The organism is Kitasatospora sp. NPDC087314, from assembly GCF_044744365.1.
GTDB lineage: Bacteria > Actinomycetota > Actinomycetes > Streptomycetales > Streptomycetaceae > Kitasatospora.
Genome location: NZ_JBIUYE010000022.1, coordinates 29,486 through 52,436 on the forward strand (window position 1 = coordinate 29,486; position 22,951 = coordinate 52,436).

Sequence of the window (22,951 nt, forward strand, 5' to 3'; positions counted from 1 at the left end):
CTGTGCTTTGCAGGGATCGACCCGTGAGTTCGCTCCGACTCACGACGAGGCATCCTGGCTCGTGGCCGTCGTCGCCTCATGGAGATGCTCCTCAACCGGACCCAGGTACTGGTCATGAGCCAGGACGATTTCGTCTGCGAGGTTGAGGATGCGGATGGCGCCGTTGGCAAACTGGGCGGTGATACCGACGGCGAAGTCGTAGTTGCCATGCTGGTAGCGGATCTCTCGGACGGAGAGGATCTGCTGACCGATGAACCAGGTCATAGGGAAGCCGGGCAGGTCGTCCTCGACCGTGGTGTGGCCGTATTCGTCCATGTCGTAGGGGCCGTGGGGCTGGTCGATCTCCATGGACAACCCATCGCCCGGCGTGTGGAACCGGACAGGACCGAGGCCGTCCATGTGCAACCACATGTGCAGGAGGGAGGGCTCGGCCTCCTGGTAGTGATGCCAGGATGTCGTCACCTGCAGCAGGCGTTTTCCGACGAGGTCCTCAGCGTTGATCATCCAGCGATGCTTTCACGGAGTTCAACGACTCAGCACTGGTTTCCAGGAAGCGCCGGGCCGAGTCCGCGTAGCGAGTCGCGGTCTTCTCGGCCAGGCCGAAGACCTCAGCGAGGTGGAGCGGGTCGGGTCCGTGGACGAGCGCTTCTTCGAGCTGGCGGTCGACGCGGACGCGTTCCAGCGTGGCGGTCTGGCCGCGGAGCGCAGCGGAGACGGAGACTCCGCTGATGGGGCCGGTCTCCAGCGCGGTCTGCTTGTTGATCAGCAAGTGCGGGTTGGCGAGGAGGGCGTCCCGGATCAGGGTGGCCCGGCCGTCCGGCAGGTGGGTGGGGAGGGACAGCCAGCGGGTGGCGTCGCCGTCCAGGGCCCCGAGGCGGGCGCGGTGCTGGTAGTCGCGGCGGGCGTGCTGCACGTCGTCCAGCACCACCCACACGTCCGCCGCGAGGATCTTCGCCACCGTGGACAGCCGCGGCAGCAGGTTGGGCTGGTGGATCGCGCACACCAGCCCCGCGCCGGTGCGAGCCGGTCGGTCAGGTGTCCCTCCCCCGAAACCGCCGCCCTACCGCTCTACGACGCGGCGAAGCAGATGGCGGCCAAGACCTGGATCGAGGGCCTTCCGGAGCGGGCACCGAACTACGGCACGGATGCGGACAAGGCGTATCAGGTGTTCGCTGCCGGCAAGCCCGAGCGAAAGGAGGTGGGCGCGGACGGCAAGGAGGTCTGGGCGGACGGTTTCCGCCCTGCGGACGGTGCGTTCATCGACGCGAAGAACGTCCGCAAGCAGGGCTGCAGCCCGCGTTCGTTGAAGGGCATCCAGGAGGACGACTTCCGTACGGGATGGATGCTGACCAAAGACGAGGACGAGCTGCAACGCTACAAGGGCGCGATCGACACCCCGCGAACCACGCCCAGTACCTGGAGATCGACACGCCCGACGAGGCGACGGTCGGCTACTGGGAATACCTGCTCGCCAAGCATCATGTGACGAGTAACGTCCGCTACCTCCCGATGCCATCACCAGAGCCCAAGGAAGGCTGAGTTGGACACCATCCATCTCGGGGCCGCCCCAGGAACGACCTGGGCGCTCTCACCGCAAGAGGCGGAGGAGCACCTTCATGCCCGTTTCCCGGACATGCAGCTCTGGCACGAGCACGCGCCCGTCAGCGGGAAGGACTACGTCACCTTCCAAGTCGACCTCGAAGGGATGACTCGGAGCGGCTGCTACTTCGAGGGCGGTCACCGCATGACCGTCAACCTCACCGGTGCCAGACATCCCGTGGCGTAGGGATGTCAAGCCCAGCAAGCGAACAGTTGATGCAGCAGATCAGGGTGGTTGTGTTCGCCCTGCGGCTACAGTGATCATCGGCGCGGGGGCGCCGCTCCGGAGGAATCCGCACCGTGACCGCCCCTCTGCCGTCTCAGCCCGCGGCCGACCCGGCGAACCGGCCGACCACCCCGCCCACGCGGGAAGCCCTCCTTCGAGGCCACCGCCGCGTACTGCCCCTCGTGCTCCACGCGCATCAGCGGAAGCTTGCGGATCCGGCCGCTCCGCGCGCCGCGCATCGTGACGATGACGACCGGCAGCCCCGTGTCCCACAGCGTCGTGTGCCCCAGGTGCCGCCCGAGCTCTCGTACAGCTCGACCTGGTCGCGGATCCACTGCTTCTGCGCCGGATTCGGCTCGTACTCGCCTTCGAGCGGCATCGCCTTCAACCTCACCCTCGTGCACGGACGGTGCCGGAACGGTCCACCGCACGCGCGCGCCGGGGGAGGACCGCCGTCCCCGCTCTGCCGACAACCCCGGGCGGGCCGGAAAGATTCCGGCGTCGCACCCGGCGCCGTGCCCCCCACGGGTCGGCGCCCCCGGCAGCCGCCCGCCCCCGGACGCGCACCGCCGGCCGTACCCGGGGAGGTACGGCCGGCGGCTCGTCGGGCGGTGTCGCGGCAGTGCTCAGTCGCCGGGGGCGCTGAAGCGCTGCGTGTCGCCGCCGTTGCACTGGGACATCTGCAGCTGCCGCTGGTCGGTGGTGTCACCGTTCGGGATGTCCAGGCAGTACGACCACTGCGCGTTCCGCAGCTGGCCGTTCTCGTAGTACCACTGCTGCGGGGGGCTGCCGTTGCAGTCCCACAGCCACACCAGGGCGCCGGTCGAGGCGCCGTTGGCGTCGAGGCACTTGCCGAGGGCCTTCAGGGCGAGCCCGTCCCGGTTCCACCACTGGGCGTTGGTGTTGGTGCAGTGGTAGATCTGGACGGGCGTCCCGTTGCCCGTGCCGCCCCCGCGGACGTCCAGGCACTTGCCGTCCTTGCCGGTCACCGGCCCGCCGGGCAGGCGGTAGAAGTTGACGTTGCCCCCCGAGCTGTTGAAGCGTCCGTAGAAGCCCCAGTTCGTCCATCCGCCGTCGCTGCGCAGCGTGAACGTGCCCTGGTCGAAGATCCAGAGGTTGTAGCGGATGCCGCTGCTGTAGGTGAGGATCGCGGAGGCCCGGACCGTGCTGAAGTTCATGGAGAACTGGGCGTCGGCGCGGACCAGGAGCAGGTTGTAGTGACCGCCGGTCAGGTCGGCGCCGTGTGCCACGAAGCCCTGGACGAGTTGGTCCGGCGGAAAGATGTAGGACGGGTACTGGTCGAACAGGGACTGGATGGCGCCGCCCACCGAGATGTCGTCCTTGGTGATCTGGACGCCGGACGAGGCGAGCTGCGCGCGCGGCGCCGCGTGCGCGGGTGTGGACGGGGACGCGGACGGGTGAGCGGTGGGTGCGGCGAGCGGGATGCTGCCTTGGTCGCTCGCGGCGGCGATCGCGGGCAACGGTGCCCGGTCCGGTGACTGCGCGGCCGCGGCCGGCCCGAGGGCGAGGACGGTTCCCGCGGCGAGCAGCAGGGCGGAGCCCAGGAGGGTTCTCTTCATGGGGGTGCACCTAGGTTCGAAGTCGGTGGTGGGCCCGGCCGGGGCGGCCGGGCCGGTGCGAGCCCTCGTCAGGGGAGGGTGAAGTGCTGCGTGCCGCTGCCGCTGCAGGGGTACATCTGCAGCCGGTTGCCGTTGCCCAGGTTGCTGTTGGGGATGTCGAGGCAGTACTGCCACTTGGCGTTGCGCAGCGAGCCGTTGTCGTAGGACCACTGCTGCGGCGGGCTGCCGTTGCAGTCCCAGAGCTGGACCTTGTCGGTCCAGCCGCCGCCGCCCGCGTCGAGGCACTTGGTGACGCCGCTGATGCTGACCTTGAGCGCCTGCCCGTCGCGGTACCACCACTGCGGGTCGGAGGTGTTGCAGTCGTAGATCTGGATGGGGTTGCCGTTGCCCAGGCCGCCCTGCTGGTCGTCGACGCACTTGGCGTCGTTGGCGGCGCTCCTCATGCTGTCGCCGGGGGACTTGTAAAACGTGAGTTCGCCCGAGCTGGAGCTGCTGTATCGGCCGTAGAAGCCCCAGTTGCTCCACCCGCCGTCGCTGTGCAGGGTGAAGTGTCCCGAGTCGAAGATGAAGAGGCGGAAGAGCTGGCCGTCCTTGTACTTGATACGGCCGTCCCAGACGGTGTGCGCGAGGGAGGCGTCGAAGTGGGCGTCGTCGGCGACCAGCATGATGTTGTAGTGGCCGCCGGTGCGTGCCGCGGTGTCGTTGACGACCGCCTGTACGAAGGATCCCCGGTCCGGCTTCTCCAGCGCCTTCTGGATGATGTCGATGAGCTTCTCGAAGATGTCGATGAGGGACGAGAAGATGTCGGTCACCGGGTTGCCGGCCCGTGGTTGGACGGCCTTCGGGGCCGGGCCCGCCTTGGAGTTCGGCTTCAGGTCCGAGCTCAGCGGCGCCGGCGGCTGGAGCGGGACCTCCTGGTCCCCGGAGGCCAGGCGGGGCGGCGGGAGGTGCAGCGGTGCGGCGGGGGCGGGAGCCCCCTGCGCCGTGATGCGGGCGCCGGTGGTGTGCTCGTCGAGGGCGGGCGCGGCGAACGCCGTGCCGGCCGCCACGAGGAGGGCGCCGGCCGCCAGCAGGGCGGTGGAGCCGAGGCGGTGTACTCGTGTCATGTCGTACCGGTTCTCCTTCCGGGAGGCCGGGCTGGTCCCGACCTCCCGGACACGCTCCGGCAGTCCGATACACACCGCGTAGACGGCGCGTGAACACGCCAGCTGAGCGGCCCCGGATGGAAGTCCGTACGCGCCTGTGGGCCCCGTCCGCACGGACGGGGCCCACAGGCGCGTACCGGCCAGGGCCGGTCAGGTCAGGTCAGCTTCACCGACGCTTCGTCGACCAGGAAGGCGGTCTTCTCGGTCGTCGAGTGCAATGAGGCGGAGTAGGTCAGACTGGGACAAGGCCATCGCGCACCTCTCACTCAACGAGCATGCCTACTCGGAGAGTTGCGCGATGGCTCCTTCATGACCAGGGGTCACGTCAAGATCCCTGCTACACCACTCGGCGGGACGCCATCCCCGCGCCAGCGCGAACCCAGCCAGCACGTCAGTCTCGAACCCGCTCCAGTTCCTCGGCCGAGACCGGATTCCGGTACTCGCGCAGGTCCCGCACCACCGCCAGCGCCGACAACCCGCGCCTCCTCGCCTTCGACCAGACCGCAGATCGGTCGCACGAGCTGAGAACGCTTCAGAAATACCGAAGTTACGTCACGGGTCGGCAGAGCACCCGAAGGAGGAAGAAGCCCCTGGCCACGGCCTCGGTCACTCAGCGGGGCTCAGGAGAACTCGCGGGATGTCGCACAACTGCCCGAGCAGCTCGACGTCCTCCCGGACCCGGCCGCCGAGCAGCAGCCCGAGCCGGACCCGTTGATCACCCTCGATCTGCCCGGCCTGCTCGCCGACCACCTGCTCGCCCGCGGCGACGAAACCATCCGCACCGCGCTCGCCTACGGCCGGACTATCCGCCGCGGCCAGGGCCACTCCCTCCGGATCACCGCACCGCTCGAACTCCACCGCACCGCGCTGCAGCAGGCCGCCGCCCTCGCCACCGACACCGCCAGCTCCGCCGAGCGCAAGGCTCACCGGGTCTACGCCACCCGCATCACGGCCGCGACCTGATCATCAGGGGCTTACCGCTAACCACGTCCTGATTGATCCCCGAAGCCCGGCATGGGGCCGTTGCTCAGCGCCGAGTTCATCGCCATCACCGGCGGTGAAATGAGTGCTTTCGGTACCTGCGACCGCCTTGCCGGCGTCGCCGGGCTTGCCCCCGTACCACGCGACTCGGGACGCATCTCCGGCAACCTGCACCGCCCGCGCCGATACAACCGGCGGCTCCTGCGGGTCTTCTACCTCTCCGCCCAGATCGCAGCGCGCTGCTGCCCCGTCTCCAAGAAGTTCTACGACCGCAAACGTGGCGAGGGCAAGGGGCACAAGCAGGCCGTCCTCGCCCTCGCCAGGCGCCGCCTCAACGTGATGTGGGCCCTCATACGAGACAACCGGACGTTCGAACTCAACCCACCCCGAAGCGATTCCGCAGCGGCCTGACCGCTACGAACGACGGCGAGCGAAGAGGATCGCTCCCGGGGCACTGCCCTCGGGGTCGAGGAGCATCTCGGTCTCGACCGTGAATCCGGCCTCGTGCAGCCAGGCGCTCACCTGGGCCGGCCGGCGCCTCTCCTCCTCCCAGGTCCACCGCCTGGTCTCCGGCACCCCCGAGCGGCTCTCGCTGCCGGTGCTGGCCGCGCTTTGCGACATCCTCGGCTGCACGCCCACCGACCTGATCGCCACCTCGGCTGAGAATCTGACCGCCCGGCGGGCCGTCGGTGAGAACGCGCCGATCGACCTGGCCGCACGCCGTCCCAAGCGGGTCAGGCTGACGGAGGACTGAGCTGTGACGCCGGAGGAGTACGAACGCTGGCACGTCCGCACGTGCTCGCGCTGCGGCCGACGGGCGGCGAAGTCGGCCGAGTGGTCCGACGGGCCGGTCTGCCGCACCTGCTACGAGAAGGCCATGCGCGTCCGAGGCCGCTGCCCGGGTTGCCCGGACGCGACGAGAACGGCGCCCCGATCTGCCGCGAGTGCGCGGGGATCAGCCGCGACTTCTTCTGCGACCGCTGCGGCTTCGAGGGAATGCTGCTCGGCCGCCGGCTCTGCGAACGCTGCACCCTGGCCGACCGGCTCACCGACCCCCTCGACGACGGCACCGGGCAGGTCCACCCGCTGCTGGCGCTCCTCATGGGCCTCCTCCTGGAACTCGGCCGCCCGAAGAGCAGGCTGATCTGGCTTCGCCGCCCCAACGTCCTCCGCCTCCTGCAGGATCTGGCGAGCGGTCGTGTTCCGATCACCCACGAGGGACTGCAGCAGCAGGAGCACGGCCTCGGGGAACATCGGTACAGCGGTTGGCGCTGAGATTGATCATGGTCCGATCGGCGCGAGTGTGCTGACGCGGTTCTCGTACTCGCGGCGGGCCTTGCGCTGGGCCGGAACAGCCGGGACGCCCTGGCCGCCGTCGAGCGGCTGGCAGCGGGCGAGGGCGGCGATGGAGCGGCCTTCCAGATACGCGGTGCGCACGGCGCCGGTTGTTTCGGCCGCCACGGCGGGGCGGCGGCCGCCCTTGCTGCCCTTGGCCTCGGCGGCGCGCAGTCCGTCGTAGGTTAGCTCGCGCTGGAGGTCGCGCTGGAGTTCGCCGGCGGCCGCGAGGGTCTGCACCATGAACTTCACGGTGGACAGCAACTCGCCTGTGCGCGGGTGGCGGGCGGTGAGGTCCATCGCGGAGAACGCTCCGTCGTGGATGCGCAGGGCCAGGCGGTCGCGGTGGAGGACGTCGAGCACGTCGAGGATGTGCTGATTGCCGCGTACGAGGCGGAACATCTCGGAGATGTGCACGGTGTCGCCGGGCCGCGCGTAGGTGAGCAGTTCGCGGAACTTCGGGCGTTGGAGCGGATGGAGGCGGCTGGAGGCGGCTGGAGGTGCCGGGGTCTTCCTCGAAGACGACCGGGTCCTCGATCCCGGCCTCGTCCAGGACGAGGTCCTGGCGGGCGGTGGACTGCTGGTCGGTCGAGACCCGCTTGGAGACGAGGTTCGCCACCCGGAGTGCCCTTTCACGCGGAGGATTGGACCTTACTTGTCGTCAAACCCTGTCAGCAATCACCATCGGATCTGATTGGATTCGGGCCCTACCGATCCTGGAAATCCACGGGTTCATTGGACGTCCGGCCGCCCTGTCTTTAAACAATCGTTTGCCGACAGGAGGGCGACGCGTCCGGGTGTTGTAGCCGGGACAGACTGCTGTCTGCCATCGGCGAACACCACCCCGAGCGGGCGCAACGGTCAGTACCGTCCAGACTCATGACGACGATTACGACGCGTACGGTCGAGTATCCGGCCGACGGTTTGACGATGATCGGGCACCTCGCGCTCCCGGCCGGTGTCGACCGCCGGCCCGCGGTGCTGCTCGGACCAGAGGGCACGGGGCTCAGCGACGTCGAGCGCCGCAGGGCCGATGCTCTCGCCGAGCTGGGATATGTAGCGCTGGCCTTCGACCTTCACGGTGGGCGCTATTTGGGGGACCCCGAGGAGATGCTGGCCCGCTGCATGCCGCTGCTCGCCGACCCCGACCGGATGCGAGGCATCGGCCACGCGGCGCTCGACGTGTTGCGCACCGAACCGCGAACCGACCCCGACCGGATAGCCGCCGTCGGCTACGGCACCGGGGGCGCCATCGCGCTGGAACTCGGGCGCGACGGCGTCAACCTGCGCGCGATCGCGACAGTCAACGGGCTGATCACGGGCCGACCGGGCGAGGCGGCGCGCATCCGCTGCCCGGTATGGGCCGGGGTCGGGTCGGAAGACCCGATCATGGCGCCCGCACAACGGGACGCGTTCACCGCCGAGATGCAGGCTGCGGGCGTCGACTGGCGCCTCGTGGTTTACGGGGGAGCCCTTCACGCCTTCCACCATCCATCGGTCGACCACACCGTGCGTCCCGGCGTCGGCTACCACCCACGGCACGCACAGCGAGCCTGGCGTGACGTCGTCGCTCTGCTCGCCGAGTGCCTGCCCGTCACGGATTGATCCGATCGGCTCCTGATACTCACTCCTGCCCGCCGTCGTCGTCTTCGTCCAGCTCCGGCGCGTCCGGGTCGCGCAGCGGGCGCAGGGCGCCGGCGGACGGGACGCTGGCGGTGAAGCTGTAGCGGCCGAGCAGGTTGAGATTCTTGTGCTTGAGCGGGGAGAGCCGGGCGATGTCCTCGTCGCGGATCTCGTGGTCCTCGGCCTTCAGCTGGGTGACGGCGGCGTCGATGTAGCGGGTCGTCCAGAGCACGATGGCGTTGAGGACCAGGCCGAGCGCGCCGAGCTGATCCTCCATCCCGTTGCGGTACGCCTGGTGGATGGTGCCGCGCTTGCCGTGGCACACGTCACGGGCCAGCTTGTGGCGAGACTCCTGCACGGTGAGCTGCCAGTTCATCTGCCGGCGGTAGGTGTCGTCCACCGGGTCGACCACCCGCAGCAGGTGTTCGGTCTTCGCGATCCGCCCGTACCCGGCGAACGCCGTGCCCAGCGGGGTCGGGCGCCCCTCGCGCCCGAACATGCGCAGCAGGTCAGCGCGGCGTTCGCCGCAGCGATCGTGTCGGCGCGCAGGTAGTACTGGTCGACGTGCACGAGCCGGGCCCGGTCAGCGCCTCGTAGCCGGGGTGGACCACCGGGGCCAGGCCGATGTTGCACGCCTCGGAGACCAGCAGCGCGACCATGGAGGTGGGCAGGTCCTTCATCCGGGTGGTGCCGTCCCCGAGGTGCACGAAGGCGTCGAGGAACCCGGTCCAGGCGTTCACCTCGAACAAAAGGTCCGGCAGGTCGATCTTCGGGAGCATCTTCTCGACCCGTTTGCGCAGCCAGGTCAGGGACTTCGGCTCGCCGAGCGCGCCGAGCTTGTCGACGTTCAGCTTCACCCGCCCGTCGTCCTGCACCTCGATGGAGACCTTCGCCGCCGGCCCCGCCTCCTCCAGCCGTTCGGCGAGCTGCTTCCACCCGGCATCCAGGCTGCGCACCAGCTCCGCCAGGTGCTCGGCGACGGGCATGTCCAGGCTCAACCCGGCCAGCACGTCCTCCTCGACCGCCTCCCAGTCGGGCCCGTCCAGCAGACGGGCGCGCGGGTTGGACCAGCGGTGCGAGGGCGAGGCGAACACGTCGCGGTTGTTCAGGGCCCGGTGCAGCTGCTCCAGCACGCACACCATGTACGCGTCCCGGTCCACCGCGCCCTGCGGCAGGTCGGGGTTGGCGTGCACCGCCTTGCGCCAGGCCGGCGGCACCAACTTGTCGTCCACCTCGCGCGGCAGCAGCGGCTTCACCTCCACCTTCCGCCGCGCCAGCGCCGGAAGACCCCGCACCCCGGCCAGGACCCGCTTCCCGGCGCTCGCCGCGTCCAACGCCTTCGACTCTCCGAGCAGCGCAAGGAACGGGCGCACCGTGGCGTACCGGGTCGCCAGCGCGGCCCGCATCGCGATGTCGGCCGTGTTCTCGTCCTCGGGCACCAGGGTCACCAGGGTGGCCGCGGCGGTCATCACGGCGGCACGCGGGGCGACTTCCTCGACCGCTGCCCACAGAGCGGCCACGTCCAGGTCCGCACCGTGCTCCTCGACCAGCTCCAGCTCCTCGAACAGCACCTTCGCCGCCCGCGCGAGCGTGCGCGACGCCTTCTCCAGCTGCGGCAACGTCGACAGCCGCTCCTTCTCCGTTTTCCGCTTCGCCGTGTTCAGCAGCCGGGTGGCCATGAGGACCTGGAACAGGTCCAGGGCCTCGTCGATCGCCTTCTCCTCCAGGTGCCGCATCACCGCGGTCAGCATCGCCGTGCGCTTCGGTTCCGCCGCCCGCTCCAGCAGTGGCGCCTTCGACCCCAGCGCGTACCGGGCCAGCGCGGCCATCCGGTTCGGCGGGATCTGCGACAGCCTCAGCCTCCCCAGCCGGTACGCGCCGATCTCGTCCACCCGTTCCAGCGCGCGGGCGAACGCCGTCCCGGTCGTTCGCGTCGGCGGCCGGCGCAGCCGCTCCGGCTCCGAGAACTTCCCGTACGCCTCGGCCTGCTCATCAGTCAGAAACTCCACCGGCACGAGGGGACCGTAGCCAGCGCCGCTACCCGCCCGGCGATCTTTCCGCGAACCCCGGCGGAGCCCTCAACCGGTGTGCTAGTGCTGTGACCGGGATGGTTCACCGTGATCGGAAGGCGCCTCGCGGGATGAGCGCACGCGAAGCGGCTGGTATTACTGGGGCATGCAGGAAGAGACCGCACGCTCCGCGATCGACACGTTCATCTCCGCGTTCAACGCCTCGGACGACAGCTATGTGACTGCCCTGCTCTCCCAGGCCCTGACCTCAGACGTGGTCTTCTGGGGGCCGTTGGGCCGCAGCGAAGGAATCGCGGCGGTCGAGCGGTTCGTGCTGGACATCCGGCGCCACCCGGCGGGGACCGGCACGATGGTGCGCTGCTCAGAGGTGGACATGCCTGACGAGTGGGCCCGGTACCAGTGGGTCTTCACCACACCGGATGGAGGCCCCCGCCTGGCGGGAACGGACGTCGTCCATCTGCGGCGGAGCCTCATCGACCAGGTCATCGTCTTTGCGGGGGAGATCGAGCCGTCCGCCTCCTGAGTCGTCCTTCTGTCGCTGTCCTTCTCCTGAACTTGCCCCCTTCGGCGCTCGGGGGCTGCGGTTCGCAGTTGGTCAGGCTGAGGTGTTGAGGGGGCGTCCGCTCCAGCGGATGCCCTTTTCGCTGCGGATGCGGGCACGTTCCTTGCGTGGGGCGGCGAGTACGTCGGGGTGGCGGGCGTTGGTGTTGCGCCAGTGCAGGTAGCGGTGCAGTGCCTGGGTTTGCGCGGGGTGGCTGCGGTGGTGGGAGTTGGCCAGGGTGAACTGCCGCAGCGGGCCGAAGTGGGCCTCGATCGGGTTGGCCCAGGAAGCGTAGGTCGGGGTGAAGCACAGCTCGACCTTGTTCTTCTTCGCCCAGCGGCGGATCGGTTAACGGCACCCCAAGATCCCGGCGAGTTCGCGGAAACTGAAGGTTCTTCAGCGCAAACCCGGGGGTGCACTGCCCTGATTCTGGGGTGTGCACCCCCGGGTTCGCGGCTAAGGGCCTATGTCTGAGCCAGACGCGACAAGCTCGGTTGGTTCCGGCCGTGGTGGTCGTCTAGCGGCGGGCAGCGCCCTGCGCCCACTGCGGGACCCGGACGCGGCCGGGCTCGATGGCGACGGGGACGGCGCGGAGGGCTGACGACGTCAGGCTACCGAACTGGGGCGCCCATCAGCTTGTGGGGCGCCACCCAAAGCAGCGATCCCCATGCCAAGTTCAAGACGACAGGTTAATGATCGGCAGGTCCTAAGCGGTCACGCCTGCTGACTGTCGTAGTGCTTCTGGGCGGCGAGGAGCTCGTCGCCGTGCTGGCCGAACCATCGGATGAGATCGGTCAGCGGTCCAGCCAGGCTGACACCGAGTTCCGTCAGACTGTAAGTGACCTGGGGCGGGTTGGTGGGCGCGACATGGCGGGCGACAAGCCCAGCCCGGGCCAGTGCCTTGAGGTTCTGCGACAGCATCTTCTGGCTGATGCCACCCACTCGTGCGTGCAGCCGCGCGAAGCGGTGCGGGCCGGCGACGAGGGCCGAGATGATCAGTGTCGCCCAGCGGCTTGTCGTCTGATCCATGATCGGCCTGAGTACGCACTTGTTGTCGAAGGTGTCATGGGCCAGGAGCCTGGTGGCCGTCGCGACCTGCTCTGTCTCCATCATGACAGCAGCTTACAAAAAAGTACGTACTTCCCAGCAGTAACTTGCTTTCCTATGGTGACTTCCGCAAGCACTCATTTCCAAGGAGCCACTGTGAGCAGCAACAACGCACGTACGGCGATCGTCACGGGCGCGTCAAAGGGCCTGGGCGCGGGGATCGCCAAGGCCTTGGCCGGGACCGGCGCGGCCGTCGTGGTGAACTACCGGGGGGACGCGGAGGGCGCCGAGCGGGTCGTCGCGGGCATCACCGCCAAGGGCGGCCGGGCGATCGCGGTCCAGGCGGACGTTGCCAACGGCGACGACGTGCGCCGTCTCTTCGACCGAGCCCGCGAGGAGTACGGACCGGTCGACGTGCTCGTGAACAACGCGGCCGTCGCCACGTTCGCGCCGCTGTCGGGCATCACCGAGGACGAGTTCCAGCGCGAGATGACCACGAACCTCCTGGGCACGATCCTGACCACGCAGGCCTTGGCCGCGCAGGACGACATCGACGCCGCGTCGATCATCAACGTCTCGACGGCCGGCACGGTCAGCCATCCTCCCTACGCCTCGCTCTACGTCGCGTCCAAGAGCGCTGTCAACGCCTTCACCATCGTCGCGGCCAAGGAACTGGGCCCGCGCGGCATCCGCGTCAACGCGATCATGCCCGGGCCGTCGGACACCGAGGGCACCAGGGCCATGGGATACACCGGGTCGGATCAGGAGGCACAGGCGATCGCCGCCACCCCCCTGGGCCGTACGGGCACCCCCGAGGACTACGGCCCGCTAGTGGCCTTCCTGGCTTCCGACGACGCGCGCTGGATCACCGGGGATGTCATCCTCGCTTCCGGCGGCATGCGCTGACGCCCCCGGTGCCTTGGTGGAGGGCTTAGATGCACCCCCAATTAAGACTGTTTTAGACAACCGCCAAAGACACCACCCTCTCAGCAGAATCGCGCGCGCCCCTCACCCCGCTTTCCCCACGCACATCAGCCACCCTGCGACTGCGTGGGTGGTCCCGGTTGGCGATTGTCTAAAATCAGCGAAAAGCCACTTCCGCAGAGGTGTTGGACGCAGCGTGGAAGCAGATGGCCGAGGGGCTGGAGGAGGCTGGCGCCGACGCGAAGATCAGCGTCGAGGTGCAGCCCAATGGGCGGGCGAAGCTGAACGTGGAGAAGCTCCACGCGCTGGGTGAGCCGAAGTCGCTGAACTGGCTGCGCAAACGGGTCGAGAGGATGCTCCCGAAGATCGACCTGCCGGACCTGCTGTTCGAGGTGAACGCCTGGACCGGGTTCCTCGACGCCTTCGTGCACCTCGGGGACGGCACCACCCGGATGAAGGACCTGCCCACCTCCATGGTCGCGCTGCTGGTCTCCGAGGCGTGCAACATCGGCCTGGCCCCGGTGGTCCACCCCGGCTACGAGGCGCTGACCCGGGCCCGGCTCGTGCACGTCGACCAGTACTACCTGCGCGCCGACACGATCGCTGCGGCGAACGCCGCCCAGGCCGAGGTGCCCATCGTGAAGTTCTGGGGCGAGGGTCTGCTCGCCTCGGTGGACGGTCTGCGGTTCGTCGTCCCGGTCCGTACGGTCAGCGCGGCGCCGTCGCCGAAGTACTTCGGGTTCAAGCGTGGCATCACCTGGCTCAGCGCCGTCAACGACCAGGTCGCGGGCATCGGGCAGATGGTCGTGCCCGGCACTCCGCACGACTCCCTGCACATCCTGGACGCGCTGCTGAACCTGGACGGCGGCGTGAAGCCGGAGATGGTGGCGACCGACAACGCCTCGTACTCCGACATGGTGTTCGGCCTGTTCAAGATCCTCGGCTACAACTTTTCCCCGCGGTTCCGCGACCTGGACGACCAGCGGTTCTGGCGGGCCACGATGCCCGGCGTCGAGACCGGCCCGTACGGCGTGGTGGAGGACCTGGCCCGCAACCGCGTGAACCTGAACAAAGTGATCACGCACTGGCCGGACATGCTGAAGGTCGCCGGCTCCCTGGTCACCAACCAGGTCCGCGCCTACGACCTGCTGCGCATGTTCGGGCGCGAAGGGCGCCCGACCCCGCTGGGCACGGCGTTCGCCGAGTGCGGGCGGATCGCGAAGACCGAACACCTGCTGCGGGTGGTCGACCCGGTGGACGACACCTACCGCCGGCAGATGAACCGGCAGCTCACCGTGCAGGAGTCTCGCCACAAGCTGGCCCGTGACGTGTGCCACGGCAAGCGCGGCACCATCCACCAGGCGTACCGCAACGGGATGGAGGATCAGCTCGGCGCGCTCGGCCTGGTCCTCAACGCCATCGTGCTCTGGACGACCCGCTACATCGACGCCGCCGTCACCCAGCTGAAGGCCGAGGACCACGAGATCCGCGACGAGGACATCGCCCGGCTCTCCCCGCTCAAGCACAAGAATCTCAACCTGCTCGGCCGCTACAGCTTCACCGCCAGCGTCCCGTCCGCCGGCGCCCCGCGCCCGCTGCGCGACCCGGACGCGCCGGAGCTGGACGAGGACGACGAGGTAGAAGGCTTCTGACACCTAACTCGCGGTCATCCCGTCACTTCCGCAGCAACACCTGGTTGCGGCCGGGTCCGCATGCCCCAGCGGGCAAGAGATGGACCGACAGCGCCCAGTGCCGCGAAGAACACCGCCAGCAGCAGCCAGCCTGTCGTGCCGAGGCCGAGTACCACTGTGGTGAGGATCGCGGGGGCGAGAGCCTGGCCCGCGCTGAAGCCGAGACCGAAGACACCTTGGTACTGGCCCTGTGCGTGGTCGGGAGCAAGACCGAAGCCCAGGGCGAAGGCCGCCGATGACTCCCAAACCTCTCCCAGACTGTGGACGAAGATCGCGGCCAGGACCAGACCCGCCGCCGCCCAGACAGGGGTGTACGCCGCCAGTGCCATCATCGGGCAGCTGACGAGGAAGAGCAGCCCCGCCGTGCGAAACGCCAGGCCGCCATCGTGCGGGGTCTCGATACGCGAGCCGATCCTGGTCTGCATCAGCACACAGAACAGGGAGTTGACGGCGAACAGCGCGGCCACCGTCCAGCGCGGCGCCTCGGTGTGCTCGGAGATCCAGATCGGTAGGAGTAGTGAGACCACCGGGTACTGCAGTCCCATGGCCCCGTAGAGGGCGGTGAACGCGAGGAAGGGACGATCCGCGAGGACGGGCCAGCGCCGCTGTTGCGGTGGTGCTGCCAGTACCGGATAGCGGGGCAACAGGAGCAGAAACACCGCGCACAGGGCGAAGCTCGCCGCGTTGCCGAGGATCAGCGTGACATAGGCGCCGCGGGTGTTCGCGGCCAGCGCCAGCCCCGCACCCACCGTTCCCAGGACAACGCCCAGGTTGACGAACGTGCGCAGCTTGGCACGGAACAGGGCCGGGCGCTCACCCCCGACCCGGACCACCAGCGCGCCCCACGCCGCCCCACCAGCCGCTGCGGCGATCTGGTCGACCGTCGCGATGATCGTGAGCGCGGCCCAGCTCTCGACGAGGACGAGGGCCGCCATCGACACGGCCTGGACCGCGAGGGCCAACATCATGATCGTGCGAGCCCCTCGCCGATCTGCGAGATGCCCGCCTGGTATCCCCGCGCACAGACCGATCACTCCGGCGATGGTGAGCGCGGCACCGACCTGCACCGCAGGCAGGCCCACGACCAAGGTGAAATAGAGCGCTGACGCCGCGTTGAACAGACCATTGCCGACTCGGTTGACGAAACTGGCGGCGACCAGCACGCGCTCCGGCCTACTGTCCCCCGCCATCCGGCCTATTCGACCCGCTAAGTTGCCCTTGATCATGGATGGCACGCTAACAGCGGTCGCTGATCCAGCGGAAGTAGCACCAAGATCACGTGCTCTGGTTCCGCCAGGGGCCCGAACCAGGACCGCGTCACCCCCGAGGAATCTGTCATCAAACGATCGTTTGACGACAGACGCGGCGGGCGTCCAATGAACCCGTGGATTTCCAGGATCGGTAGGGCCCGAATCCAATCAGATCCGATGGTGATTGCTGACAGGGTTTAACGACAAGTAAGGTCCAATCCTCCGCGTGAAAGGGCACTCCGGGTGGCGAACCTCGTCTACAAGCGGGTCTCGACCGACCAGCAGTCCACCGCCCGCCAGGACCTCGTCCTGGACGAGGCCGGGATCGAGGACCCGGTCGTCTTCGAGGAAGACCCCGGCACCTCCAGCCGCCTCCATCCGCTCCAACGCCCGAAGTTCCACGAACTGCTCACCTACGCGCGGCCCGGCGACACCGTGCACATCTCCGAGATGTTCCGCCTCGTACGCGGCAATCAGCACATCCTCGACGTGCTCGACGTCCTCCACCGCGACCGCCTGGCCCTGCGCATCCACGACGGAGCGTTCTCCGCGATGGACCTCACCGCCCGCCACCCGCGCACAGGCGAGTTGCTGTCCACCGTGAAGTTCATGGTGCAGACCCTCGCGGCCGCCGGCGAACTCCAGCGCGACCTCCAGCGCGAGCTAACCTACGACGGACTGCGCGCCGCCGAGGCCAAGGGCAGCAAGGGCGGCCGCCGCCCCGCCGTGGCGGCCGAAACAACCGGCGCCGTGCGCACCGCGTATCTGGAAGGCCGCTCCATCGCCGCCCTCGCCCGCGACCACGGCGTCAGCCGCGGCGCCATCCGCACGGCTGTCGCCGACCTCCTGCCCGAGCACCCGGCCGCCGACCCGGACGCCCCCGCCCCAGAACTACCGGTCACCCTCGACATGCCGGGCAAGGTCGCCGACTTCCTCCGTGCCGTCGACCTGGAGCCCGTAGAGCGGGCCGCGCTCGACCAAGGGACAACCGTTCGGCGCGGCCAGGGCGTCCCGGCTGTTCCGGCCCAGCGCAAGGCCCGCCGCGAGTACGAGAACCGCGTCAGCACACTCGCGCCGATCGGACCATGATCAATCTCAGCGCCAACCGCTGTACCGATGGTCCAAGCGCCGCCAATTGCATCCGATGCGAACGCGCGACGGTTCACGAATCGTCGTGGCCAACGGCGTCCACCGGCGTGTTGACCATGGAAGTTGGCCCAGCCTGCTGGTGGCGACGGTAGCGACGGACGTGAGGGCGACGCCAGCTGGTGTCACTCGTCCGGCTGACTGACCTGCGGTTTGTCCGTCGACTCGCATCAGATGCGGTTTTCTCGCATACGACGCGAGTGACGGAGGGTGGTGGACCGGTGGGGTTCAACGGGTCGATCCCAGGTGCGGCACGGCTGCACCTGGTGGACGGAATCGCGCTGCTGCGGCCGGAGGAACAGGTCTTCACCGCGATGCTGACCGGGTTCGCCAACCAGCAGCTCGCGCGGAATCTGGCCCGGACGACGGTGGAGGGCCGGGAGAACACGGTCAAGGCGTTCGCCGCGTACGTGAACACCTACCCGTGGCACTGGACGCCGGCGATGGTCGACGAGTGGCTCGGTGACCTGCGCTCGCTGCGGGACCTGCGCCGTTCCACGATCAGGTCCTACTCGGAGGCGGTCCGGGCGTTCTGCCACTTCATCACCGACCCGCTCTACGACTGGGCGGCCACGTGCGAGGAACGGTTCGGCACCCACCCGGTCCAGGTCGTTCACGAGTGGAACACCGCGGTGCACGTCCAGGACAACGAGGCCGACGCGAAGAAGCGGGCGTTCACCAAGGCCGAGCTGCACGCGTTCTTCGAGCACTGCGACGACGAGGTCGCCCGGATCAGGGCCTTCGGCCGCAAGGGCTGGCTGCCGGCGTTCCGCGACGCCACCCTGTTCAAGACCGCCTACGCCTACGGGCTGCGGCGCAACGAGACGCGGATGCTCGACACCGCCGACTTCGGCCGCAACCCGCACGGCGCCGAGTACGGCGAGTTCGGCCGCTGCCAGGTCCGGTTCGGCAAGGCCAAGAAGGGCTCACCGCCCAAGCGCCGCGGCGTGCTGACCGTGTTCGGCTGGACCACCGATGTCCTGGACGAGTGGTTCACCGAGGTCCGCCCGCTGCTGGGCACCGACGGCAACCCGGCAGCCTGGCCGTCCGAACGCGGAATGCGGATCGGCTGCCAGCGCATCAACTCCCGCTTCATCACATACCGCAAGGCCCTGGGCCTGGACGACGGGCTGGACTACCACTCCTTCCGAAGGTCCTACGTCACCCACCTCATCGAGGATGGATGGGACCCCCGCTTCGTCCAGGAACAGGTCGGTCACGAGCACGCCAGCACCGCGTCCATCTACACCTGCGTCTCCTCGGACTTTCGCACCCGCACCCTGCGCCGGCACCTGGACGCCACCGTCGCCGCCGCCCTCCAAGCCCAGAACGGGAAGCAGGCATGAAGCGCAAGGTCGGGTACACCTGGCGGTTGCGTGAGGTGATGGCCCAGCACCGCATCTTCACCGCGACCGAGCTGGTGCCGCTGCTGCGCGAGCGCGGCATCGACCTGTCCGCCTCCCAGGTCCACCGCATGGTCTCCGGAACACCGGAGAGGCTGTCGCTGCAGGTCCTGTCCGCGCTCTGCGACATCCTCTCCTGCACCCCGGCCGACCTGGTGGCCACCACCGCCGAGAACGCCGGTGTCCGCAAGACCGCCACCGGCGACCTGCCCACCCCGCCCGCGAACGTCGCGAAGCTCCGGCCCCGCGCGGCCCGCATCCTGCCCGACGCATGAGCCGCCCCTACGCCACCGACGAGCGGTACGAACGCTGGTTCATGGCCGAGTGCTGCCGCTGCGGCCAGCGCAGACACAAGGCCGGCACCTGGCCGGACGGATACGTCTGCCGGACCTGCTCGGACCGCGCGGTGCGAACACGAGGCACCTGCCCGGAATGCGGCCAGGACCGGCCCTCCCCGGACTTCACCCCGTCGACGGCTCCGCGATCTGCACGACCTGCGCCGGCTTCTCCCAGACCTTCGACTGCTCGCGCTGCGGCTTCGAGGGCAAACTCCTGGGCGGCCGGCTCTGCGAACGCTGCACGCTCACCGACCGGCTGACCGCTCTCCTGGACGACGGCACGGGCCGCGTCCGCCAGACGCTCACGCCCTTGCTCGACATGCTGGTGGCGATGGCCGAGCCCAGAAGCGGCCTGGCCTGGCTGGCGATGCGCCGCGACCATCCCGGAAACGCCTCCCAGATGCTGCGACGACTCGGACTCGGACAGCTACCTCTGACCCACGATGCCTTCCACGAACTCCAGCCCTGGCGGGCAGCAGCTCACCTGGAAGAACTCCTGATGGCCAGCGGCGTCCTGCCCCCGTCGACAAGTACATCTGCTCCTTCCAGCGATGGCTGCCCAGCCACCTGGCCGACATCACCGATCCCGAGCACGTCAAGACGATCAAGCTCTTCGCGACCTGGCACGTCCTTCCCCACCTACGGGAACGAGCCGACCGGAGCCACATCACACCAAGCATCCGCCGCTTCGCAGCCGAGCAGATCAAGCACGCGACCACCTTCCTGCAGTGGCTCAGCACCCGGGACAACACCCTCGCATCCTGCGACCAGACCGACATCGACGCCTGGTTCGCGGACAACACCGAACACGGCCGCACCTGCCTGAGGCCCTTCCTCAACTGGGCCAGTCAGAGCCGCCGATGTCCACACTCCCTGTCCATCCCCACCATGAAGATCTCCAGACGACCCGCACTGAGCGAGGACGAGCGCCTGGCAGCACTCGGCCGACTGCTGACCGACACAGACACACCGATGCGCCTCCGTGTCGCCGGCGTCATCGTCCTCCTCTACGCACAACCCCTGACCCGGATCGTCCAGCTGACGGTGGACGACGTGCTCCACGACGGGCAGACCACGCTTCTGCGGCTCTGGGAGCCCGCCTCTCCCGTCCCCGCACCAGCGGCAGCCCTGCTACTGGCATACATCGCGGAGCGCGACAACATGAACACCGCCACCAATCAGGCATCGCGCTGGCTCTTCCCCGGCCGACGGGCCGGCCGACCGGCCCGTCCCGACCACATGTCCTCACGACTGCGCGAGATCGGCATCCCAGTCGCAGCCGCCCGCGGCGCCGCCATCCGGCAGCAACTCCTCGAACTGCCCGCCCCCGTCGTCGCTGATGCCCTCGGCTACCACGACAAGACCACCAACCGCCTCCTCAGAGAGAGCGGCGGGACCTGGAGCCGATATGCCGCAGGCGACCACCTACGGTCACCATCCGGCTGGACTCCCCATCGACTCACCGACGGTTGAACCTCAGATCACGTCCCGGACCGGCCGCGGGTAGCCGATCTCGGCGATGTCCTCGGCCAGGTCTACGAGGGTGACCTCCGAGTTGAGCGATGACACGAGCTTCTGGCTCAGCGGTCGCAAGGCATACACATCGCGCACCGCTTCCAGGTCCACGGGAACCTCGTAGTAGTCCTCGGCGAAGCGCTGGAACGCTTCCGGCGAACGGTCGACCAGGAGCTCGAACAGACCCGTTGCCCCGTCGGGGTCGGAACACCCGGCGGGGAAGTCGATCGCGCCGTGCCGCCACCGATCATCCGTCGCCTCCCGCCACAGGCAGGCCGTCACGACGGGAACGTCGTCCTCGTCGGTGAACGCCGGCTCTTCGACGAAGGGCTTGAAGACCTCCGGAACCTCGTCGATCACTCCCGGCCAGGGCTCGCCATCGTTGCCATATGGGCTCATCGGTGCTTCGTGGTCGAAGCCACGGACATAGGCCCCGGCCGCCGAGAACACGATGGAGTACTCGTCCCCCGACCCGTTGCGCATCGACGCCATCTCCTCGCCGTCGGCCCAGCCGACATTGAAGGAGTAGTACCGGCCTTCCCAGTCCGGGCTCAAGATCGCATCGAGCATCGCCAGTGAGCGGCACAGGTTCCGCAGGTCAGCGGTGGAAGGGAGCTGGCGAGCTACGTCATAGACAGTCACGTGCTCATCCAACCGGATGCCCCTGACATGCAGAATCTCCCTCACGGCTGTCACGCTCAGTAGCAGGGTCGGAGTGAGGTGGGTCAACTCGCGACGGTTGAATACGCGAGCCCACCAGTAAAGCGGCTACAGGTCCGCAATCCAGGGGTGTCCGGGGTGGACGCGGGCGAGTAGCTCGGCCAGGGTCGCGCGCTGAGCCGAGGTCATGTGCGGGACGGTCGCCTCGAAGTCTGTTTGATCCTTTCGGCGGGCGTGCTTGGCTTTGAACAGCAGGACCAGTTCGGGCGCCAGATACGGAATGCCGTCCTGGGTGTGATGGACGATGTCGCTGTAGGGAAGCCGGATCCTCTCATCGCGTCGGCAGATCCAGGTGTCGCCGTCGTGCGGTTCGCGGAACACGTCGAGAAGGTAGTTGCCGGTGGCCGGATCGCGGAGCCATGTCTGATATACGGCGGCCAGCGCCTCCGGTGCGGCGTCCTCCCAGATCCGGCCGCTGCCTGCCGCGTCGAAGACGTATCCGGGGAAGCAGTTGCGGACCTCGCGAAAGCTCGCGGCCGGAATCGCGATCTCGATGTCCCCGTGCGCGCGCGTCTGCCTGCCGCGGAACAAGTCCAGTGCCCAGCCCGCAGCCACGTACCAAGGCGTGCTGACCCCGGCCATCTGCTGCGCGACCTCACTCGGAGTCCAGCAGGACGACCACCTGGCGTGGAGGGCTTCGATCTCGTCGGGTGACAGCTCGATGCCCCCGCTGGGTCGTTGCTCGCTCACTGCAGGAATCTATCAGCCGAGCCGAAGGTCCCTGGAGCCGTATGCCGCTGGCGATCACACACTGTCACCAGTTGGTTGGACTCCTCGGCGAACTCGCGACAGTTGAATACGCGAGCCCACCAGTATCAAGCCCCGATCATGGCGACTTTGATCATCGCTTCGGCGTGCGCGGTCTTGCGCTCGTAGTCCCGTGCCAACCGTCTGCACCGTCCCAGCCAGGAGAATGTCCGCTCGACCACCCACCTGCGGGGCAGCACGTGGAGGCCTTTCACATCCGCATTGCGCGGCACCGCGACGATCTCCAGGTTCTCGTGCTCGGCCGCCCAGCCGACCATGCCGGCATCGACCACGTTGACGTAGCCGCCGTCGACCCAGAGCAGTCCGACCTGCGGAAACAGGTCCCGGATGCCGGTGAGGACCAACTTCGCGCCCGCCCGATCCTGCACCGAGGCCGAGTGCACGACCGCCCGCAGCACGAGCCCGCAGGTGTCCACCAGCAGGTGCCGCTTTCGGCCCCGCACCCGCTTGCCCGCGTCGTAGCCGATCGCCTGGCCGCCCTGGTGGCTGCGGACGGACTGCGAGTCCAGCACTGCCGCCGAGGGCTGCGGGTCCCGGCCGCCCGCCTCCCGGACCTGCTCGCGCAGCGTGTCGTCGACCCGGTCCCAGGTACCGTCCGCCGCCCATGCGCGGAACCAACGGTAGGCCACGTCCCACGGAGCAAGGTCGTGCGGTACCAGCCGCCACGCGCAGCCGCTGACCAGCACGTACAGCACCGTGTCCACGACCAGCCTGCGCGGGAACTTCAACGGCCGGCCGTGCCCGGCGCGGATCCCGCACCGGTAGCAGCGGCTCGATCACCGCCCACTGAGCATCCGTCAACGACGAGTCATAGGACGGCCTGCACACACAGACACACACGACGGCGATCTTCGCGGATGCCTCGACCGTGAAGACAACCGCGAATGCATCACGCCAAGCAGTTGATCAATGACCAACACTTTCTGAGCCGGCCGTGCGACCAGGGAGTCGGCAGCCGGCCGTGGGGAGAGCGGGCGGGGCGCCCGGGGAGGGAAGCTGACACGCGATCGGCCGCACCGGCGGGCGGCCACGACGGCTTCAGGTTTACATGGAGCCGACAGTGCCCGGACACGGCACGCACCTCGTGGA

At 68.6% G+C, this 22,951-nt stretch carries 20 protein-coding genes and 7 pseudogenes; 14 read left to right on the plus strand and 13 right to left on the minus strand.

The window, feature by feature from the left end; all coding sequences use genetic code 11:
- Positions 1–39 precede the first annotated feature (39 nt).
- Complete coding sequence (locus tag ACIO5E_RS35990; RefSeq protein WP_400676174.1) at positions 40–504, minus strand: hypothetical protein; 465 nt, start codon at positions 502–504, stop codon at positions 40–42.
- 268 nt (positions 505–772) lie between these two features.
- Positions 773–1,003: pseudogene (locus ACIO5E_RS35995) on the minus strand (WbqC family protein); the annotation flags it as partial.
- Positions 1,004–1,087: 84 nt separating this feature from the next.
- On the opposite strand from ACIO5E_RS35995, the gene ACIO5E_RS36000 reads away from it, so the two are divergent.
- Both ACIO5E_RS36000 and ACIO5E_RS36005 read left to right on the plus strand, forming a co-directional pair.
- Positions 1,088–1,486: a restriction endonuclease fold toxin-2 domain-containing protein gene (locus ACIO5E_RS36000; RefSeq protein WP_400676176.1), complete on the plus strand. Its 399-nt coding sequence runs from the start codon at positions 1,088–1,090 to the stop codon at positions 1,484–1,486.
- A gap of 54 nt (positions 1,487–1,540) precedes the next feature.
- Positions 1,541–1,786: a hypothetical protein gene (locus ACIO5E_RS36005; RefSeq protein WP_400676178.1), complete on the plus strand. Its 246-nt coding sequence runs from the start codon at positions 1,541–1,543 to the stop codon at positions 1,784–1,786.
- Between the two features lie 176 nt (positions 1,787–1,962).
- Here the strand turns inward: ACIO5E_RS36005 and ACIO5E_RS36010 are convergent.
- The 3 genes and pseudogenes from ACIO5E_RS36010 to ACIO5E_RS36020 all read right to left on the minus strand — a co-directional run.
- Positions 1,963–2,204: pseudogene (locus tag ACIO5E_RS36010) on the minus strand (nitroreductase/quinone reductase family protein); the annotation flags it as partial.
- Between the two features lie 247 nt (positions 2,205–2,451).
- The gene (locus ACIO5E_RS36015; protein ID WP_400676180.1) at positions 2,452–3,405 is read right to left on the minus strand and encodes a ricin-type beta-trefoil lectin domain protein; all 954 of its coding nucleotides are present in this window, start codon (positions 3,403–3,405) and stop codon (positions 2,452–2,454) included.
- A gap of 68 nt (positions 3,406–3,473) precedes the next feature.
- The gene (locus ACIO5E_RS36020; RefSeq protein WP_400676182.1) at positions 3,474–4,511 is read right to left on the minus strand and encodes a ricin-type beta-trefoil lectin domain protein; all 1,038 of its coding nucleotides are present in this window, start codon (positions 4,509–4,511) and stop codon (positions 3,474–3,476) included.
- Between the two features lie 750 nt (positions 4,512–5,261).
- Between ACIO5E_RS36020 and ACIO5E_RS36025 the strand changes: the two genes are divergently transcribed.
- The 4 genes and pseudogenes from ACIO5E_RS36025 to ACIO5E_RS36040 all read left to right on the plus strand — a co-directional run bounded on the left by ACIO5E_RS36025 (position 5,262) and on the right by ACIO5E_RS36040 (position 6,806).
- Positions 5,262–5,513: a hypothetical protein gene (locus ACIO5E_RS36025; RefSeq protein ID WP_400676184.1), complete on the plus strand. Its 252-nt coding sequence runs from the start codon at positions 5,262–5,264 to the stop codon at positions 5,511–5,513.
- A 45-nt stretch (positions 5,514–5,558) separates the two neighbouring features.
- Positions 5,559–5,942: pseudogene (locus ACIO5E_RS36030) on the plus strand (transposase); the annotation flags it as partial.
- 79 nt (positions 5,943–6,021) lie between these two features.
- A complete protein-coding gene (locus ACIO5E_RS36035) occupies positions 6,022–6,285 on the plus strand; it encodes a helix-turn-helix domain-containing protein (protein ID WP_400676186.1) in 264 nt (87 codons plus the stop codon).
- 149 nt (positions 6,286–6,434) lie between these two features.
- Positions 6,435–6,806 carry a hypothetical protein gene (locus ACIO5E_RS36040; RefSeq protein ID WP_400676188.1) on the plus strand — a complete coding sequence of 124 codons (372 nt, stop codon included), beginning with the start codon at positions 6,435–6,437 and terminating at the stop codon, positions 6,804–6,806.
- A gap of 6 nt (positions 6,807–6,812) precedes the next feature.
- On the opposite strand, the gene ACIO5E_RS36045 is transcribed toward ACIO5E_RS36040, so the two are convergent.
- Positions 6,813–7,283 (minus strand): hypothetical protein, encoded by a 471-nt coding sequence (locus tag ACIO5E_RS36045; protein WP_400676190.1) that lies wholly within the window; start codon positions 7,281–7,283, stop codon positions 6,813–6,815.
- Between the two features lie 462 nt (positions 7,284–7,745).
- On the opposite strand from ACIO5E_RS36045, the gene ACIO5E_RS36050 reads away from it, so the two are divergent.
- The gene (locus tag ACIO5E_RS36050; protein ID WP_400676192.1) at positions 7,746–8,471 is read left to right on the plus strand and encodes a dienelactone hydrolase family protein; all 726 of its coding nucleotides are present in this window, start codon (positions 7,746–7,748) and stop codon (positions 8,469–8,471) included.
- A 19-nt stretch (positions 8,472–8,490) separates the two neighbouring features.
- On the opposite strand, the pseudogene ACIO5E_RS36055 reads toward ACIO5E_RS36050, so the two are convergent.
- Positions 8,491–10,534 (minus strand): annotated as a pseudogene (locus ACIO5E_RS36055) (Tn3 family transposase); the annotation flags it as partial.
- A 130-nt stretch (positions 10,535–10,664) separates the two neighbouring features.
- Between ACIO5E_RS36055 and ACIO5E_RS36060 the strand changes: the two are divergent.
- Positions 10,665–11,042, plus strand: coding sequence for a nuclear transport factor 2 family protein (locus ACIO5E_RS36060; RefSeq protein WP_400676194.1), 378 nt, complete (start codon positions 10,665–10,667; stop codon positions 11,040–11,042).
- Positions 11,043–11,114: 72 nt separating this feature from the next.
- On the opposite strand, the pseudogene ACIO5E_RS36065 reads toward ACIO5E_RS36060, so the two are convergent.
- Positions 11,115–11,405: pseudogene (locus ACIO5E_RS36065) on the minus strand (IS630 family transposase); the annotation flags it as partial.
- A gap of 369 nt (positions 11,406–11,774) precedes the next feature.
- A complete protein-coding gene (locus ACIO5E_RS36070; protein ID WP_400676196.1) occupies positions 11,775–12,173 on the minus strand; it encodes a winged helix-turn-helix transcriptional regulator in 399 nt (132 codons plus the stop codon).
- A gap of 90 nt (positions 12,174–12,263) precedes the next feature.
- Here ACIO5E_RS36070 and ACIO5E_RS36075 point away from each other — a divergent pair, with 90 nt between their 5' ends.
- Both ACIO5E_RS36075 and ACIO5E_RS36080 read left to right on the plus strand, forming a co-directional pair.
- Complete coding sequence (locus ACIO5E_RS36075; protein WP_400676198.1) at positions 12,264–13,013, plus strand: SDR family NAD(P)-dependent oxidoreductase; 750 nt, start codon at positions 12,264–12,266, stop codon at positions 13,011–13,013.
- Positions 13,014–13,201: 188 nt separating this feature from the next.
- A pseudogene (locus ACIO5E_RS36080) lies at positions 13,202–14,683 on the plus strand (transposase); the annotation flags it as partial.
- 14 nt (positions 14,684–14,697) lie between these two features.
- Here the strand turns inward: ACIO5E_RS36080 and ACIO5E_RS36085 are convergent.
- Positions 14,698–15,948 (minus strand): MFS transporter, encoded by a 1,251-nt coding sequence (locus ACIO5E_RS36085; protein ID WP_400676200.1) that lies wholly within the window; start codon positions 15,946–15,948, stop codon positions 14,698–14,700.
- A gap of 267 nt (positions 15,949–16,215) precedes the next feature.
- On the opposite strand from ACIO5E_RS36085, the gene ACIO5E_RS36090 reads away from it, so the two are divergent.
- The 4 genes from ACIO5E_RS36090 (at position 16,216) to ACIO5E_RS36105 (ending at position 20,332) form a co-directional block, all read left to right on the plus strand.
- Complete coding sequence (locus tag ACIO5E_RS36090) at positions 16,216–17,061, plus strand: recombinase family protein (protein ID WP_400676202.1); 846 nt, start codon at positions 16,216–16,218, stop codon at positions 17,059–17,061.
- A 278-nt stretch (positions 17,062–17,339) separates the two neighbouring features.
- On the plus strand, positions 17,340–18,464 hold the full coding sequence (locus ACIO5E_RS36095; RefSeq protein WP_400676204.1) for a tyrosine-type recombinase/integrase: 1,125 nt from the start codon (positions 17,340–17,342) through the stop codon (positions 18,462–18,464).
- Entirely contained in the window at positions 18,461–18,796 is a 336-nt protein-coding gene (locus tag ACIO5E_RS36100; RefSeq protein WP_102909085.1) for a helix-turn-helix transcriptional regulator, read from the plus strand. Before ACIO5E_RS36095 ends, ACIO5E_RS36100 begins: the two co-directional genes overlap by 4 nt.
- Before the next feature lie 951 nt (positions 18,797–19,747).
- A complete protein-coding gene (locus tag ACIO5E_RS36105; protein WP_400676207.1) occupies positions 19,748–20,332 on the plus strand; it encodes a hypothetical protein in 585 nt (194 codons plus the stop codon).
- A 3-nt stretch (positions 20,333–20,335) separates the two neighbouring features.
- Here the strand turns inward: ACIO5E_RS36105 and ACIO5E_RS36110 are convergent, their stop codons facing one another.
- From ACIO5E_RS36110 to ACIO5E_RS36120, 3 genes and pseudogenes are all read right to left on the minus strand, one after another.
- Positions 20,336–21,016: a hypothetical protein gene (locus ACIO5E_RS36110; RefSeq protein ID WP_400676388.1), complete on the minus strand. Its 681-nt coding sequence runs from the start codon at positions 21,014–21,016 to the stop codon at positions 20,336–20,338.
- Between the two features lie 126 nt (positions 21,017–21,142).
- Positions 21,143–21,784: a nucleotidyltransferase domain-containing protein gene (locus ACIO5E_RS36115; protein ID WP_400676209.1), complete on the minus strand. Its 642-nt coding sequence runs from the start codon at positions 21,782–21,784 to the stop codon at positions 21,143–21,145.
- 134 nt (positions 21,785–21,918) lie between these two features.
- Positions 21,919–22,711, minus strand: a pseudogene (locus tag ACIO5E_RS36120) (IS5 family transposase); the annotation flags it as partial.
- Positions 22,712–22,951: the final 240 nt, after the last annotated feature.

Coding starts and splice junctions, on each gene's coding strand:
- ACIO5E_RS36070 (WP_400676196.1), bottom strand. CDS start 12,173: ATGATGGAGACAGAGCAGGTCGCGACGGCCACCAGGCTCCTGGCCCAT.
- ACIO5E_RS36105 (WP_400676207.1), top strand. CDS start 19,748: ATGAAGATCTCCAGACGACCCGCACTGAGCGAGGACGAGCGCCTGGCA.
- ACIO5E_RS36020 (WP_400676182.1), bottom strand. CDS start 4,511: ATGACACGAGTACACCGCCTCGGCTCCACCGCCCTGCTGGCGGCCGGC.
- ACIO5E_RS36050 (WP_400676192.1), top strand. CDS start 7,746: ATGACGACGATTACGACGCGTACGGTCGAGTATCCGGCCGACGGTTTG.
- ACIO5E_RS36060 (WP_400676194.1), top strand. CDS start 10,665: ATGCAGGAAGAGACCGCACGCTCCGCGATCGACACGTTCATCTCCGCG.
- ACIO5E_RS36015 (WP_400676180.1), bottom strand. CDS start 3,405: ATGAAGAGAACCCTCCTGGGCTCCGCCCTGCTGCTCGCCGCGGGAACC.
- ACIO5E_RS36100 (WP_102909085.1), top strand. CDS start 18,461: ATGAAGCGCAAGGTCGGGTACACCTGGCGGTTGCGTGAGGTGATGGCC.
- ACIO5E_RS36085 (WP_400676200.1), bottom strand. CDS start 15,948: ATGATCAAGGGCAACTTAGCGGGTCGAATAGGCCGGATGGCGGGGGAC.
- ACIO5E_RS35990 (WP_400676174.1), bottom strand. CDS start 504: ATGATCAACGCTGAGGACCTCGTCGGAAAACGCCTGCTGCAGGTGACG.
- ACIO5E_RS36000 (WP_400676176.1), top strand. CDS start 1,088: ATGGCGGCCAAGACCTGGATCGAGGGCCTTCCGGAGCGGGCACCGAAC.